Annotated in this window: 17 protein-coding genes and 2 CRISPR repeat arrays; of the genes, 4 read left to right on the top strand and 13 right to left on the bottom strand. The window is 40.5% G+C overall.

Annotated elements, in window-relative coordinates; translation table 11 throughout:
- Nucleotides 1-83 precede the first annotated feature (83 nt).
- On the bottom strand, nt 84-2,543 hold the full coding sequence (locus tag BLS14_RS28420) for a CRISPR-associated helicase/endonuclease Cas3 (RefSeq protein ID WP_090955109.1): 2,460 nt from the start codon (nt 2,541-2,543) through the stop codon (nt 84-86).
- A 369-nt stretch (nt 2,544-2,912) separates the two neighbouring features.
- A CRISPR array of direct repeats spans nt 2,913-3,148; the repeat unit is 20 nt; unit sequence CACTCCATACGGAGTGCGAC.
- 751 nt (nt 3,149-3,899) lie between these two features.
- Between BLS14_RS28420 and BLS14_RS32820 the strand changes: the two genes are divergently transcribed.
- Genes BLS14_RS32820 through BLS14_RS28410 form a run of 3 tightly spaced genes read left to right on the top strand, consistent with a single transcriptional unit; the run spans nt 3,900 to nt 4,701 of the window.
- Nucleotides 3,900-4,067: a hypothetical protein gene (locus BLS14_RS32820; RefSeq protein WP_176854819.1), complete on the top strand. Its 168-nt coding sequence runs from the start codon at nt 3,900-3,902 to the stop codon at nt 4,065-4,067.
- Nucleotides 4,068-4,075: 8 nt separating this feature from the next.
- On the top strand, nt 4,076-4,327 hold the full coding sequence (locus tag BLS14_RS33365) for a hypothetical protein (RefSeq protein ID WP_090955107.1): 252 nt from the start codon (nt 4,076-4,078) through the stop codon (nt 4,325-4,327).
- Nucleotides 4,324-4,701 carry a type II toxin-antitoxin system PemK/MazF family toxin gene (locus BLS14_RS28410; RefSeq protein WP_090955105.1) on the top strand — a complete coding sequence of 126 codons (378 nt, stop codon included), beginning with the start codon at nt 4,324-4,326 and terminating at the stop codon, nt 4,699-4,701. Before BLS14_RS33365 ends, BLS14_RS28410 begins: the two co-directional genes overlap by 4 nt.
- A 659-nt stretch (nt 4,702-5,360) precedes the next feature.
- A CRISPR array of direct repeats spans nt 5,361-5,798; the repeat unit is 33 nt; unit sequence ATTTCAATCCACACACTCCATACGGAGTGCGAC.
- 273 nt (nt 5,799-6,071) lie between these two features.
- Here BLS14_RS28410 and BLS14_RS28405 read toward each other — a convergent pair.
- Complete coding sequence (locus BLS14_RS28405; protein ID WP_090955103.1) at nt 6,072-6,569, bottom strand: AbrB/MazE/SpoVT family DNA-binding domain-containing protein; 498 nt, start codon at nt 6,567-6,569, stop codon at nt 6,072-6,074.
- Between the two features lie 1,236 nt (nt 6,570-7,805).
- Between BLS14_RS28405 and BLS14_RS28400 the strand changes: the two genes are divergently transcribed.
- Entirely contained in the window at nt 7,806-8,177 is a 372-nt protein-coding gene (locus BLS14_RS28400; protein ID WP_090955101.1) for a hypothetical protein, read from the top strand.
- A 304-nt stretch (nt 8,178-8,481) separates the two neighbouring features.
- Here BLS14_RS28400 and BLS14_RS28390 read toward each other — a convergent pair whose 3' ends face one another.
- From BLS14_RS28390 to BLS14_RS32815, 11 genes are all read right to left on the bottom strand, one after another.
- Nucleotides 8,482-9,546: a hypothetical protein gene (locus BLS14_RS28390; protein WP_176854817.1), complete on the bottom strand. Its 1,065-nt coding sequence runs from the start codon at nt 9,544-9,546 to the stop codon at nt 8,482-8,484.
- Between the two features lie 163 nt (nt 9,547-9,709).
- The gene (locus BLS14_RS28385) at nt 9,710-10,015 is read right to left on the bottom strand and encodes a recombinase family protein (RefSeq protein WP_256336733.1); all 306 of its coding nucleotides are present in this window, start codon (nt 10,013-10,015) and stop codon (nt 9,710-9,712) included.
- Between the two features lie 185 nt (nt 10,016-10,200).
- Nucleotides 10,201-10,416, bottom strand: a complete 216-nt coding sequence (locus tag BLS14_RS28380) for a hypothetical protein (protein WP_090955096.1) — start codon at nt 10,414-10,416, stop codon at nt 10,201-10,203.
- A gap of 48 nt (nt 10,417-10,464) precedes the next feature.
- Entirely contained in the window at nt 10,465-10,638 is a 174-nt protein-coding gene (locus tag BLS14_RS28375) for a tyrosine-type recombinase/integrase (protein WP_176854815.1), read from the bottom strand.
- A gap of 167 nt (nt 10,639-10,805) precedes the next feature.
- Complete coding sequence (locus BLS14_RS28370; RefSeq protein WP_176854813.1) at nt 10,806-11,414, bottom strand: hypothetical protein; 609 nt, start codon at nt 11,412-11,414, stop codon at nt 10,806-10,808.
- Between the two features lie 230 nt (nt 11,415-11,644).
- Entirely contained in the window at nt 11,645-11,974 is a 330-nt protein-coding gene (locus BLS14_RS28365) for a hypothetical protein (protein ID WP_090955091.1), read from the bottom strand.
- 498 nt (nt 11,975-12,472) lie between these two features.
- Entirely contained in the window at nt 12,473-13,372 is a 900-nt protein-coding gene (locus tag BLS14_RS28355; protein ID WP_090955087.1) for a tyrosine-type recombinase/integrase, read from the bottom strand.
- A 476-nt stretch (nt 13,373-13,848) separates the two neighbouring features.
- Nucleotides 13,849-14,139 carry a hypothetical protein gene (locus tag BLS14_RS28350; RefSeq protein ID WP_090955085.1) on the bottom strand — a complete coding sequence of 97 codons (291 nt, stop codon included), beginning with the start codon at nt 14,137-14,139 and terminating at the stop codon, nt 13,849-13,851.
- Between the two features lie 19 nt (nt 14,140-14,158).
- Entirely contained in the window at nt 14,159-14,338 is a 180-nt protein-coding gene (locus BLS14_RS28345; RefSeq protein ID WP_090955083.1) for a hypothetical protein, read from the bottom strand.
- Nucleotides 14,339-14,467: 129 nt separating this feature from the next.
- On the bottom strand, nt 14,468-14,647 hold the full coding sequence (locus BLS14_RS28340) for an aspartyl-phosphate phosphatase Spo0E family protein (RefSeq protein WP_090955081.1): 180 nt from the start codon (nt 14,645-14,647) through the stop codon (nt 14,468-14,470).
- 265 nt (nt 14,648-14,912) lie between these two features.
- Nucleotides 14,913-15,134 (bottom strand): hypothetical protein, encoded by a 222-nt coding sequence (locus BLS14_RS32815; RefSeq protein WP_090955079.1) that lies wholly within the window; start codon nt 15,132-15,134, stop codon nt 14,913-14,915.
- Nucleotides 15,135-15,994 lie beyond the last annotated feature (860 nt).

Here is a 15,994-nt window from a genome sequence, read left to right as displayed (position 1 = left end):
TATCAAGCGCGGATTGAAAAGTGTGGTTTGATGATTGGAGACTCGCCTTTGGCGAGTTTTCTCTCTTTACCGAGTCCTACATTCTAAAATACCATGCTCTCCCACTCTCCATTGCCCTCCAGTTGCATACCGAACTTTTTCGAGTATGCCGTATCCCGTAATGCAAAGGCTTGTCCGTTCAGCAATGGAATAATCTCATCATTTTTGCTAAGTATTTTCATTTCATGCTCGTACACATTCACCGTATATTGCTGTGCTTGGCGTAATAGTTCGCTGAGCTCGCCCGGGCCTAATTGACCGTTTAGGTCTGCAATTAGTTCACGGCCTATCTCATAATAAGGAACGATGACTGGTGTTGCTTTCAACGTGATGACTTCAAAATACTTCTCCACCGTTGCAATAGCAGACTTGTTTACTAGTTCAGGTAAATGACCATGTTTCTGTTTATATCCGTCGATGTTGTATGCATTACGATTTATCAGATCAAACAGATTTTGCTCCAATTTGGGCACTGGATAATGCACCTTCTCCCCAATGCCATGATAGTAATACCTGAAGTAACAAGTCATCGCCTCTGCTGATAACAAACTACCGCCCAACGCTTCTGGATCATCTCCGAACTCTCTCAACACACGTTCCGTCATTTCTGCACCAAGCTTAATTTCCCGCAAATGCTTCAAATTTTCATCAGCCGACCGAATAATATATACATCCCGTAGCGGCACTTCCCGGTGGCGGTTGCACCTCCCCGCTGCCTGCGCTATGGAGTCCAGTCCGGCGAGCGAGCGTATCACGCACTGGAAGCTGATATCCACTCCTGCCTCAATGAGTTGTGTACTGACGCAAATGACGCGCTCTCCATCTTTCAGTCCGGCAATAAGCCCAGCGAGCATCTCTTTCCGATGTGCCGCACACATATTGGTACTCAGATGCACAAGTCGAATATTCTCCGCTTCCATCCATGCCAATTCATTCAACTCCCGATACAATTTACTCACAGCCGACTTTGTGTTCAAGATGACCAGCACGCTGTCCACCTTATCCATCTGTTCTTGTACAAAAGAAGCCAGCTCCTCTGCCCTCCACCCCGTCGGGGCTTGAGAAGTCAAATCATGAATATCCACCCGCCTGAAGGCATCGCCAACATTGCGTATATCACTTACGATCTCCGCATCATTCGACAGTCGTAGTTTCTGTGGCACCTCATGTAACGCAGGCTGGGTAGCCGTGCATAGCAGTAGACTAGACTTACCGAAAATATGCAGAAAATTCAGCGCTTCGTTAAAAAGGGAAATACAATACACAGGCACTGACTGTACCTCATCAAAGACAATAACTGCGTTGGATAGCTGATGTAATCTGCGCACATTGCGAGTTCCTTTGGCATAAAACGTATTCAAAAACTGTACCATCGTTGTGAAAATAATTGGACGATCCCAATGATCCCGCGCCAGCTTCAATTGTTTGCGTTTCATATCATAACGTTCGCCATCTTCATCGTCTTGTCGTTCATCATCCTGGTTATCTACCACATTGGAATGGTGTTCCAGAATCATGCCTTCCTCATCATCGTCCCCCAGCAAAATACGGCGGATCTCCGCAGCATTTTGTTCGATTATGGTGGTGTACGGTACAACGTAAATAATGCGTTGCTTGCCGTGTTCCAGCGCGTGTCTTAGCGCATAACGCATACTCGCAAGCGTCTTGCCTCCACCTGTGGGAATAGACAAGGAGTAAATACCCGACTCACGAAATGCAAACTGTTCGCATTGATCGGACATCTCCTTACGCAACGCCTGAATCGGATTAGTCGAGTCTGCATTCAAGCTTATCTTATGAAGATGGTTCATAAGTGCATCGTAACACTTTTGAAAAAAAGGCTTGTAATCCGGCACCTCAGCCGGAGGCTCGTTCTCTTCAAACTCACGGGTGTTACTTCGGTCTGCATCGATCAGACAACTAAATATGTATTTCGTCATGAGTGAAGCTGTGATCAGCGGCAATCCATGATGTTTAGCTTTACGATAAAAATTCTTCCATTCTTCGACGGCTTGAGCAAATAAGTGGTCAAGTTCTTCCGTTGTTACATGCTGATGAAATTGTTGCTTAGCTTGCTCATAATGAGGCAGAGCATTATCCTGGACACGTTTCAGATAAGGAGATTCCCGATCCGGAGATACATAATCCCGCAGTCCCTGATGGTGTGAGATGATGCAATTCGCCAGCCATTCTGCTGTCATCCGATTTGGTACCTTCTGGTCAGGTCCACCATACCGTTGATGCAACAGTCTTCCGCCTGCTGTCGAATGATCCACCGATCCCCTACGAGGGGCCTGATCCGATTGGGCAACGGCAAGCTGGATATAGTTTTTGAATTCATCGGTGAACTTGCCCATATCATGTAGTAATCCTGCCAGCGCTGCCAGATGTTCCACGTCCATTTTGGCCCCGGCTCGTCCACTGCCTCTGCTTACCCCCAGCAAATGCTCGACCACCGTCTGAGTTGCCCAATCCTTGACTCGTATATGCGCAATGTAGGTCACAAGTGTCCCCCTCATTTAATTTGAAACAACACAATCTTACTTCGGTATTCAGGAAATTCGACTTGTATTTTACATTTCGACAAGAAGATTCGTTTTCCTTTATATGAAATTGTAAAATTTTGTAGCAGATTAGGCGAAAAAAATCCCCCAGGCCAAAGCTTGAGGAAAGGTTTACTTTTATTAAAGGAATGTAAGATTCTATAACCGAGAAGTTAGAAAAACCCTAAAAAAAACGGTATACTCGGCGATTCCAATGACAATTCCGAGAAAAAGCCTCCAGTGTCGAATTACTGGCCTTGCTTCAATCTCACATTTTTAAACAGAGTGCTAAACAACCATGCCGTAGCTATTATGTGAGATCCTTGATTTATTTCAATCTACGCTCTCCATACGGAGTGCGACTTTAATTCTTCTGCTTCTACTACTTCTGATGTAGGCATTTTAATCCACTCACTCCATACGGAGTGCGACTGTGAGTCTTTCGTAACAGTCCAATCTTGCTTAGATTTCAATCCACACACTCCATACGGAGTGCGACGTATCGCGCTGCTGCTTGACGAGCTGATGGGTTCATTTCAATCCACGCACTCCATACGGAGTGCGACATCGAAAAAAGACGCAACAAGGGTTCGTTTCAGACCGTTACTACGTATTTCCACTTTCCTTATCAAATAAGATCAATATTCATTATGAAATTCAGTACATCCATTCAAGATTATCGTTGCCAAAAGGACACGAAATGACTTTTTCGACAACTTTCAAGGGGTGAATCTCCCAAGGAAATCATGTGAGCTTAGAGTTCGCACCTGCTAATTTATCAGCGGAGCACCCGTATCATATGAATCTTTGGCTCCTACGAAATCCGCTTCTTGCTAAGAGAATATCCGCAATATCAAATTGTTTTTTACCGGAGCTTGTGTTTGCATTAAAACTTTCAAAATGATATTAGTTTTGTTTAGTCTTGTTATCTTCTTTAAATATGTAATTCATTCCGTTCACCATACAATTCATTCGGATACAGCTGCAAGAATCACAATTAATTTCTTTAATTTGTTGAGCAGATCATCCTGGAGCCTTCTGAATATATGGTTGCCTATACTGACAACAGCCATATTTACTTTGTTGGACTTCTTTTTTTATAGTCCTTTATTCTATAAGCCCTGAATTTTATAAACTGTTTCTACTATATTATCTTTTAATATTATTCTCTTTAATTCTAGCATTAGAGCCGCGTATATAGTTAAATAAGTATATTAAGAGTATTTATGAAATCCTTCAAAACTGCAACTATAAAATAACATTAATTTGATTACCTCAGCATACCTTAGAACATTAGTTTCTAAAGGGGATGCTAGTATGGGTAAAAAACGAGGAGTGAAGAATATGTCTCCTACATCCATCATAGATTTAGCAACTAAGAGACGAGAAAAAGCTTTGAAAAACTATCCGGCTCCTAAGCCTATCAAGAGATTGACAGAGGAACAAATGAAATCAACTGAAGCAAAACGCAGACGAGAGGATTGATTGCTTAAATGCCTACTGCTGGTCAATACAACTCCAAATTTATGGATAAGTCCAATTGGGCTAATATCGAACATGGCTGGGTTTTTGAAGCTATAGTTCCCTATGTTGGTGAAAGACCATTAGACTTCTTTATCCCTGATAAGAAGACCAATTTTCACGGAACCACAACCGGGACACGAAAAGTGAAACCTCCAAGAAAAGGGACAAGTGTTGCCACCTCTGAGGATTTGCTCGTGGCGGGGAGTTTGAAGTTGTCATGACCGCAAAAACAAGGAAGATTGTTGTCTTATCTAACGATGATTTGAACAACAGTAGTATTCATAGCACTGTTATGATTGCAAAAATCATTAGCATTGAAGACTATGAAAAAGAAGAAGACTGGTACCATCTGACTATAGAAGGTTCACACCCTTTCTTTGTTCATCTTGATGAAGGATTAACAGGTAAAGAGTGTTACATCGACATGGCTAGTATAACCACGATACATAAGAATCTTCTATTTCAGGAGAAATTTGATTTAGGCGCTAGAATCATGGCTGTTGTTTCAAGCAGACTTGATTATTGCTTTAATCTTGGTCTGTATAGACACAGCATAGCTATTGGCAATACTGCTACTGGCAACAGCTCAATTTAATATCTCTTTTGAAAAGACCAAGTGTTTAAGCATCTGGTCTTTTTTTGATTTCTTTAGAAAAGTGTCGATACTTTCTACCCGGCTATCAAATATATTCATAGTAAACACCTTACAAGCCTTACATTAAAGGAGATAGTACAGTTAAAAATATATCTACTAAATCAGTTTTTAGCGATTATATTTACTAGCAAGAACTGAACGACCATACCCTTGTTCTGAATGATTCTGTCGATGAATTTATCGTTAAGAAATGATGCTCCCTATCCTCAAATGGAACAAAGAGGACGAAGGCAATCTTAATGAAGACCAAAAAAGCCAATCACCTTTTTATATTAACTCTCCGAGCGACGACCTGTTCGTTGGTCTTGTTCTGGGGGAAACATCAAAAAATCAGAAACACCATTTCACATTGTGTTTTGACAATTGCCATAAGCATAGGTTCTGTAATACACGTGCCTGGCCACAAACGTTCCGAGCAAAATCAAACGCCTAATTGTTGCAGAAGATTAGGCAGCTATTGCGATGGTTACTAGAATTACGAATCTACAGGCAGTATCGATGAAGGATACAAATATCGCGCCTCATACTCATTTGACTTGAACATAACTCATGAATGCAAAAGGATCCAACACGGCGACATTCCTTCGGTTCGATTCTATATATAAATACACACACTCCATGCGAAGTGCGACACAAGTCACCCACAAGCCCCAGGGATTCGTCTGTATTTCAATCCACACACTCCATACGGAGTGCGACATGCCGAAAACCTACGTTTTCAACCTATCACTTTTATTTCAATCCACACACTCCATACGGAGTGCGACAACACCCCAACCCCTCAAATTTAACTTTTCCCCGATTTCAATCCACACACTCCATACGGAGTGCGACGACTATTCCTTATCCGCCTTGCTATTGGTTTTGATTTCAATCCACACACTCCATACGGAGTGCGACTAACTACGGTGGTACACGTGATTATGTCGACACGATTTCAATCCACACACTCCATAAGGAGTACGACGTTATGACAACCTGAAGTCCTAACAGGCCACCATCACATTTCAATCCATGCACTTCATACAGCTGGGCTTGGCGAGTAGCCTGGCTTCACTACTCGAATATGAGGTGAAACCCAAGTACCCCAACTGTTGAAATATCCTACATAAAGTGTATCCCTCACTTTATATCTGATATGTGCAATCAAGTGGCTTGGAGGCTTATTGATTCAGTTCGGAGGGGGGTTGACGAAACATCATACTTTATTTTCCTAGTCTACAACCTTATTTTTCCAGTATAGTATTTGTTTTTTTCAAACAACGGATTGAAAAAAGACGCTCTTGGAATCCAGGAGCGCCTATCTCACTCTAGTTAGTGTTATTCAATTTTTGTACCAACTGACTGACTCGCCCCTGAGATATACCCAGCAGCTCGGCCCACTTTTTTTGTGGTGCCTCCGGGTACTGTTCCATGACCTTAGCCAGCCGGAAGAGTGTTTCCTTGCTTCGTGCCCATTTTGGTTTATTCGCTATTTCTTTCCCGTTGCTTACTTCTTCCAACATAGCCACTTCCGGACTGGATGCCGCTTCCCCTTCAGGCAATTTCTCGTTTCCGGAAACCTGTTCCAAACATGAACCACAGATGAAATAATCCTTAAAATAAGACAGCCCTTCCGTGGAAGAACAAAACATGCATTCCAGGGTTCGATATTTCCTCAATGTCAGACGTTCACTTTCATCATCTACAAAATATTCAAACGGATCGCCAATATCAATCCCAAGTGTGCGCCTCAATTCCATCGGTAATACAATACGCCCCAAGGCATCCACATTACGTACCATTCCGGTATTTCTATCTTTCCTCATCACTTCTCCATCTCCTATTTTTTCCTTATTATACTATATAAACTAAAAATCCTCTTATAAACGGTACGCTTTATGGTAGAATGGGATAAGCACGAAAAGGAACATACGCTCTCTTATAATAGGGAATAGTTTAGGATCTGCTACAATGCTTACAGATTTAGAACGTAAGATTTATCAAATCCTCTACAACTATTCCCTTGCGCGTAGGAGAATGCCTTCAATGCAAGAGCTAATGAATTTAGATCATATTTGGTTAGATAGATTTAGCTTCTTTGAATTTGATATCATGTTAACTTCAATTACCTTCTAATAGAACTTAGATGTATAAAAATTTCACTATATGCGTAAATACGTCATTCGAATTGGAACAAATTTTTTTTGATAAATCTTCAAATCTTCCAGTCCTTTTCCCTTGCGGAATCTCGGCATTTTTTGAAAACTCGGAATTACGCTTCTGCCTTCCCACCCTGTTTACAAACACTATATGTTGGGTTACAGTAAGGTATAGGACTAAATGTAGTAGCAGCCGCGCCCCTCTATGATAAGGGGGTGAACGATATAGACAAGCTTATCATTCTGGTTATCATTATTTTTAATACGACAAGATTTGCCACTGATCTGCTGAATCTCGGAACTACATTTCTAGACTCTTGGGAACGTTTTGCATCCCGAATACAGCAGATAAAATCTCGACGCAAAAAAAAGAGACACAAAAAAAAGAAGCGCTAACAGCTACCAACTGTTATACGCTCCTTAATTAAGTGCTTCACTACTAGGAAAACTTTCCACGGAGATCCTAGATAAAAGAGTGTCTCGGCTGCTGCTACGGTTCTAATAAAACCGTAGCTTTTTTATTATGGATAACCTTACCCATAACATTAGTGAAAGTATAGCACTACATAAATTCAAATGGAAGTCTTGAATATATAGCACTCTTGATGTATATGTAAACTTGATACTTTATGATGAAACAAAATCCCATAAGACTGCCACTTTTCTAGCCTTTCAAATAATTTTTGAATTTTTAAAAATATTTAGCTTTGGAACAAAAAAAGAACCCCACCAATGGATAGGATTCCTGCGCTATTGTGGATGTAGCTTCTTAAATATAACCTTCAAATACATCGCGCGGTGTGTTTGTAAATTGACTGGATTATAATTTATAGTGAAAAAATAACCAGAACCTAATTAACGCACAGCCAAATAGAAAAACAGCCATCAGGAGGGACGTTTTTTATGTACAAAATATGTTTACTGTGTTCTTACATATCTAAAGTTGAAAAGGATCAATCCTTTGAATGTGATAAATGTTTAAACAGAGATGAAGCGTGTACATCTCTCTTTCCTAAACCAGCCGCCCAAAATTTTTTAAACCATCCAGACAGTATGCTATATGACCTGGAAGATCTTGATAACAGGATTGAACTCTTTCATTCTAATGGATTTGAAACATCTGGACTTTTTTTATGTTCCGCTTACGAGGTTCTGCTTGAGTCAATGATCAATGATGTATTAAAAGCTATGAATACGAACGAAAAGGCCTCTGAGTTGCTGTTAAACTCGAACCAAGGACAGGAAAGAATGGGAAGGCTCTTGGCTTCACTCTAGAAGTAGGAAACTCCATGAAAACGGTGTGCAAAAGAATTGAGCAAGAAGAATTTTATAGAAAAATGCAAAAGATCATTAAAGTTAGAAATTCTTATATCCATGGCGATCATAAAGCGTTCAGAGATTCGGAGGTAGAAGCTGAGGATTTAAAGTATGTATGCGACACAATAATTGACGTCTTCGTTACACTGAATAACCAATATGTCTACAGCGGTACGTAACCTTGCTGACACCGAAGGCCCCTAGGGTTGCTTTTTTATTCTGTTCTCTTCCGGATCGGAGAGAGCGTGCTGCGTGATTGTGCTTAAGCTGGTGGGATGAAATAGGGTTGTATGAATTTAGGTTGAATTTTTTCTTGTCTTTTCTCGAATGATTCTCTTACTGGCAGTTCATTGATTTTTTTTAATTCATACAACCTACGATGCTCTGCAAGGTCATCCATAACATCAATAAGCTGTAACCGCAATTCATCAAAGATTGACATGTCATACCCCCCATCAAGCATATGAAATCCCTCACCATAGCAGTACAAATCTTCTATTAGGATTTGTTTTCTTTCTTCAGATAAGTTGTTATAAATACTTGGTTTAATCCACCATTCATCGCTCATTACCATGAATCTTTCAATTAGATTTAGTATATAAATGTCATCATCTATGATAGCAGCTAGATAGTCTGAATGCTGAGTATGAAACTCTTTGTCTGTTATGATAATTAGATCTGTCGTATATTCACCTGGCATACAATTCAAAATGATATAATGATCAACACTCTCGCTATCATCCCTAAATGTAAAACTAACTTTCGCATTAATAGCTACGGGAACTTGAAAACCAAGCCTCTTATACATTACATATACAGGATATAGAGAATGTGTGAAATCTGTTAAAATATACGCATATCTTTTATCGTCCATAATGTCTAATATTTTTTTGACCTCAAACCTTTGCTTATCAAGTTTTTCAATCCTTCTATTAGTTTGTTTAACAGCTTTTGAATAACCTAAATCCAATTCAACATGTGTTTCTTCATCTTTCTCGTTATCAAGTTTCTCTTTAAATTTGGGACGGATAACCTCAATTACCTTTTCCCTAAAAACGTGATAACTCAAAGATCTAAATACTTGACGAAATATATCTTTATTAGATTTAATTCCTGATTTGTCTAGCCGAACAAACATTTCATCATGAAGCTTACAGAACCCCTTAAAAGTTGACGCATGGGGTATTCCACAATCTTCAATTAACATAGACTTATTTGGATATGCTTTTCGGGATTTAGGTGCAAGTAAGTTACGTATATCTCCTTGTTCATTGAGGGTTTCAAGCGACTGTTTTTCGGATATAGAATGGGATTTGATTGCTTCCACTTCACAATCAGGATACATACAGATTCACTTTTGTTTTACCATATATCTCTGTATTGCTTTATCTACGGCCGTATCAAATTTATATTTTTCGGTTTGATTCATCATTTTTCTCCTATGTATAAGCAGATTTGTAGCAGATGCGGTTGATGTAGGGCAATGCGTTCTAAGCAACTCTTTTTGTGAATTTTTCCAGGGTGTTCCTCTGCGCCGGTGTGAGAGTATTCAAATTTATTTGTGTCCGCTCCAGGTGCTTTACTTTTTTCCTGGCTTCAGCAATACCTTCAGCCTGTGCTTCCTTAATGACATTACGTTCCTCTTCAGCAAGCCAGCCAAGTATCTGAAGCACAAGATCCATAATCAGCTGCCCGATCCCCTCCAACTCCTGGTATCTCCGCGTATCGAGAATTGGGATGTGGATCACCACAACATGAATTTTTGCATCGATTAGCCATTGCCACTCTCTGAGAATCTCTTGTTTATTGCGGCCAAAACGATTAATTGATTTTACAAAAAGCGTATCCCCTCACGCATGACTCGCTTTAATAACTGATACTCCGGTCGATCAAAGTTTTTACCACTAGCTTTGTCTACAAATATGTATTCATTTTTCGAATGTCCGGATTCGACCATTAAAACAGGTATACCCTTTCCTGTTTATAATTTCTTTTCGATATATCTGATTACCTCATCTGCTGATTGAAATGATTCCTCTTCTAAAAGCACCATGCGATCGTACATTTTAACCGTAAATTTCGTATCTGTACTGTTTACTTCAAACCGGATATTTTCTCCTATAACATATCCTCCTACAGTTACTTGGTCCCATGCCCCCATATGAAGGATATTGGCTTTAGCTGTTGGTGTGAGCATATTTACACTCCCTTTCTTCAATTGTTCTTATTATGTCCAGCTGATCAACTACACCGCATCCTCTAAATCCTCTTTGCTCGGTGTGGTATAGATCATCGTCATTTGGATATTTGGTTCGCCAATTTCCTTGTAATGCCCCATCAGGTTAGCAACCTTCTGCAGATCCTTCGTGGCCTCGAGCAAATCGTGCCCAAAGGTATGCCGCAGGCTGTGGCAGTTCAAATGCTTAATCCCTATAAATCTGCGGCTCCCTCCAGGTACCATTAGATGTATATCGAGAATCTGCATTTAATGGCACCTTCCGATCCCTGAAACCTTTACCACGCACTTAGACACTACCTGAGTCAGACCTAGTATCAGTGGGGAGGTTAAATCTCAGAACATCAGAACTAAACTGAAAAATTAAAATCCGCGACTTCTTTATCATATTTTCCGTTCAGTAACGAGCCATTTACCATAAAGAAATCATTCATTATTTTTGCAAATGAACTTAGAAACTCTTTATTGAAGCCGGAGAGTAGAAAAAAACTTGACTCAAAGTTAAATTGTGATACGCCAACTATTTCACCTAGATAGTCATATCCTAATACTTCGTTAGCTACATCTTTAATTTCAGTTGTTACTCCATTCATAGGAAGTAAAGCATTTACTTTATCATTGGCATTTGCAAAATTATGGATTATAGAATTTCTCAAAGCAGCGCAATTTTTCATATGTGTCCATTCAGGCAACTGATTTGGAAAATGAATATTTACAACACTCAAAATATAATTACTAGCTTTCTCAATAGTAGGTCCATAATTGTTTTTATCATCTATAAAAGATTTAATACTTCTAGTAATCTTTTTGGTTGCTTTTAAAATTTTGCACATTTTAATAAGAATATGCTCTAAAAACCCATAAAGTGTAACAAAAACTGAATTTCTTAATGTTATCGGGAACCAGTAAGATTCATTTTCCAAACCATAAAAATCATAAGATTTACCCTCATGGGTCACTGTATAATGTGAATTTTTGACTATGTCTTTTATCTGGAATTCATTAGACTCTATGTAACTAGATGTCTGACGTAGGAAATCCCTTATTTCAAGTTTGAGCTTACAAAACTCACTTATATTATTATTCAGACAGTTTCATTCCTTTCATCCAATCTATATCCATGAATTGTTAATCACAGATCGGACACTGTATTTTATCGTTTAGATGTCAACTAATCTAAGTACATACTTCAGCCTAAATCGTCAAGCCTATACACATTTACTTTTGCTTCTACATTTAATTTTTCTAACTCGGAGATTTCTCTTTTAGTGTTAAAAGCCGAACGCTCCTCGGATCTTGTACGTTGGTTTCTTAGAATCTTCTCCTCACCCATTTCTTTCTTGCTTGGCTGATAACAATCTTCGATGAGAATAGGTGCCTCTACTAAGTTTCCAGGTGTTTTTTCCCATATCACCCGATAAGAATCACCTTGAACACCAGTCACTGTAAAGGTTTTGCCCAAATGTTGAGAATACCAATACTCGTTACTTTTAGCCTTTTTTACTTTAACAGATTGCACAGATCTCGTCCCCTTCTTTCAAAGCAACCCTTACATACAGCTGATCGACTCCACCACACCCTCCAGATCCTAAAAGCTTGATGTCGTCGTATAGATCTTCATTTTGAATAATTATTCTACATTATAGAATGATAATAATAGGCCCAAAATAGTTACTCCATTAATAACATGTTCAGAAAACGAGTGTTTGTATGTAAACTTGAAAAGGAGAGTAACTACGAATATTATTAGTGATACAATTGCAAACCATCGAATTAATCCTGTTGCACTAAAAGCTAGCCATAGTATAGCCATAGGTCCAGCTACCCAAGAAATCCACTTTATTGTCGTTTCCAGTCCGTGGAATGATTCATTTATCTCCCCCATGTTCCCCCCCTTTTTAGTGGCTATCATTCCATACAATTGGATCACCACTGAAATCACCATACAAAAAATGAAAAAAAACTGAGATGAAGATACCATATTACTCCTCCTTACTCAAATATGATAATTGCCCTTTTATGTCCAACTGATCGACTCCACAGCTTCCTCCAGATCCTCTCTGCTTGGAGTAGTGTAAATCATGGACATTTGAATATTCGGCTCACCATTGTCTTTGTAGTGTCCCATCAAGTTGGCCACCTTCTGCAGATCCTTTGTCGCCTCGAGCAAATCGTGGCCAAAGGTATGCCGAAGACTGTGGCAGTTCAAATGCTTAATCCCTGTAAATTTGCGGTACTTCTCAATCATGTGCTGTATTCCGCGTTCCGTACATTTTGGCGATCGTCTCGATACAAACACATATGGGCTTTTATCCTCCCGAGTATCCAAGTACGCCTGAAGCGCGGTTCGGAGTTCGGAACTTATCGGTATCTCCCTATCTTTGTCACCTTTACCTCGAATATATGCTATCCCTTTGCGATCACTCATGGTCAGCTCGGTGAGCTTCAGATCGCAAAGTTCATACACACGTAGCCCCATCCGGAGAAAAGTTAATACAATGGCATGCTCTCTTATGTCTCCTCGAAAACGAACTTCCCGATGTAATGCATTTTGCTCATTCCTGGATAACCACTTCGGCACCCGACGTGCCCGGGGTGGTTTCCTAATCGGTCCTACCGGGTTGTTGGGAATATAACCTGCTTTAGCAAAGAATCTAAAAATTCTGTTCAGATGAACAAAGGTCAAATTCTTTGTTGATGGTGCTGCCGGCTTCCCTCCCTTTCCTCCAGCATTATCCAAATGACGTTTGAAATCAGCGATGTCTTTCTGAGTAGCATAGACGGGGTCAATTTCTTGTCCCTCTCGGTTTGATGATTGAAGCCAGGTGTCGAACCTTTTCCAAGTAACTTCATAGCTCTTTATTGTTTTGAGTGATAAGGCTTCATCTCTGAGGTGCTGTACAAATTCTTCAAACATATGAGGCCCCTTTCTTACCTAGTACATAACACGACGAAAAAAAACGCGCTTATGAAACGGTCCAATGCGGTCTCGTTTCTTCCATTATATCACATTTTCGTCGTGTTATGTATAGAGAAGACGACGAGAGACGGAATACTTCCTCCAAGATCATTTAGAGATCCCCAGTAAAATTCCGTTCGGAAACTTACTAATAGGGAAGAGGATCCAAATTAGGCACGTATCTACTCTTGATCAGTTGATCCATTTCATACATCAATTTCCTTGTTTGAGAAATTCTCAGTTATTATCGATTTCTCCTGTACTAAAAAGTCCATTGCATAAGCTAATTGGATATTCGCTCATAGTCAGTGGATCTTAGTAACATAGACAAGTACTTACCTCGACGCGAGGGTATCGTCTAATCCTGGATATAGCTAAACAAAGACAGCTGCAGGAGCTGATTCCGGATCTATTTTGAAACAAATCACGAACAATTATTTTGTAGAAAAAGTCATCGGTTTCTCATTACTTTGCTGGACTTGCTCAATGATGCCATTGAGCATATTATCAGTTATTTTTGCTGGATAGTAACCGCCTCTATCGCGTAAAATGTTTTCAATAATCCACGCTTTACGAGTCCAATAGCGATAATTCCGCGCACCTTCATCTTGTCCAGACTTAAAAGAAGATTTGCCTGGTTGTAAGGCTGCTCCTTTATTAACCACTCTCAGCAGATTGTATGCGCGCTTGCGTTCATTTCGAACCAGCCTTAAAAGTACAGTCAAATAGTAACTGTCTTTCTCCTTAAAGCTCTTGTGTCGATCGTTCAGCGCCTGAAAGCAAAACCATCTCATCAGCTCGTACCGGTCTTCTCATTCCGTTATTTTGTATATCGTCCTGGTAGACTTCCATATCACAAAACGCGAGCAATACATCGCGTTTGACTGGTTCAACTGCGCTTCCGCAATACGCACATGTCTGCATGAACTGGACTCCTTCCTCGCATTTTAATTTAAAATTTATTTACATGACTGCAACCCGTTTTCGAGCTTGATCTGTTAAAATAAAGGGGCGAGTGAACCCGGCAAAAGTTTCTCACCCAGAGTCGATTGGTCATACAATCGGCTTTTTTATTTGCTCTCCTGCTCTATTATACTGATTAATTAATTCATCCAACACCATAGATTGCTTGATTACAGCAGGATGCTGAAAATCCCCGTATTTTTCTGTCAGGACGTAAAGGCGATTCCTGGCACGTTCAATACGTAATTGCATGAGCATGTTTCTTGTCATAGAACACATCTCCTTTGTGATATTTTAGGGTTTACTGTTAGATAATGGCATTATCTTTTAACGGCACAAAAAACGATAATATGAACGGTTAGACATTGGCATATCCAGTCGCAGTATGGTATACTTTTACATGTAAGGGTTGAGAAAGCATCTACCTCTTACCCAACCTTTAGCAGAGGTTGAAACCATTTATAAGTTAGGGGCTATAACCGTTGCGAGCGGTTATAGCCTTTTTTTATTGCTTGTCCACTTACATACAATCGTTTTAGTATTCTTCGTAACATTCTGCGCAAGGTGCCCCTACCTTCGTCGTTTTCCCCTGCTTAGTCAGTTCCAGAGCCTTTTGGTAGGATGCATCTTCATCAAAATCCAAGATTTTAGTATCACATCCCCCAAGCTGGCACATTTCTTGTGGTAACAGCCATTTACCAAGTTCCACGTCATAGTAATAGTGAAACTTAGCTCTTGAGATTCCATTGCACTTCATCCTTTCTCTTATTGAATTGGGTTTGGGTGTCAAAAAAGATTTTTTGGACGTTGCCTGCCGCGTGGCTGGCATCCCCAAAGGGGAATTTTTTTCCCTTTTGACGCATGCTTGGGAACCCGGGCAATGCCAAGCGGTCAAGGGATCAGCACATAAAAGTTTTTCTTCCGCTTTTTCTTTTCCAATGGGAAGAAAAAGTTTTGTTGCCCCTTGAACGACTGGCCGCCTACTTAGTGTCCGGGAGGGGGAGGGGCGAAGCCGGAGGCTCGGCCTGCCGGACACTTAGTAGGCTTTGCACGGGTTACCATGCGGAAGGCAAAAGGAAAAAAATGCTTCTAATCTAAAAGAACCGGCGTATGCCGGTTCTCTCCTTCCTTCTCTGGAATCAGCTCACGGATCGCACGATGATGAAGCGGAGCGGACATGATGCCGCTATGCCCTCCCTGAACTGCCTCGGAACGCCCTTGACCTTGGCTCCGTGCGGGGTGTAAAGCGCGGCACAGGAACCTAGAGCGCCTTAGCCGGGGCGCTCTGCCCCCGATTTAGGCGCTCTGGTTATCGGGCCAAGTAACCCCGCAGCGGTGCGTAGCGGCTCTTAGGTGGCCGATCTTGCCGCCTTAGAGCTGGTAGCATCAGCCCTAACGACTTAATTTCCTGTCCTGGTCTTCTTCCTTCGTTTGACCGCCGCAGCGGTGCCGCGGAATGCGAAGAGTTAATTTTCCTTCCGATCCGGGAGCCCTTACTATATTCATCAAAAAATATAAATATAGTATTGCGTACCGTTACGCTATATGATATTATAATCTCAACTAAACATCCCTTTGTAGAAAGTAAACTTTGGTGGGATCCAATCCTTTACTTTC

Origin of the sequence: Paenibacillus sp. OK060, from assembly GCF_900101205.1 — a bacterium.
In the GTDB taxonomy this organism is placed as follows: domain Bacteria; phylum Bacillota; class Bacilli; order Paenibacillales; family Paenibacillaceae; genus Paenibacillus; species Paenibacillus marchantiae.
The sequence above is the reverse complement of the archived record's forward strand: the minus strand, read 5'-3'. Positions and strand labels throughout refer to the sequence as shown.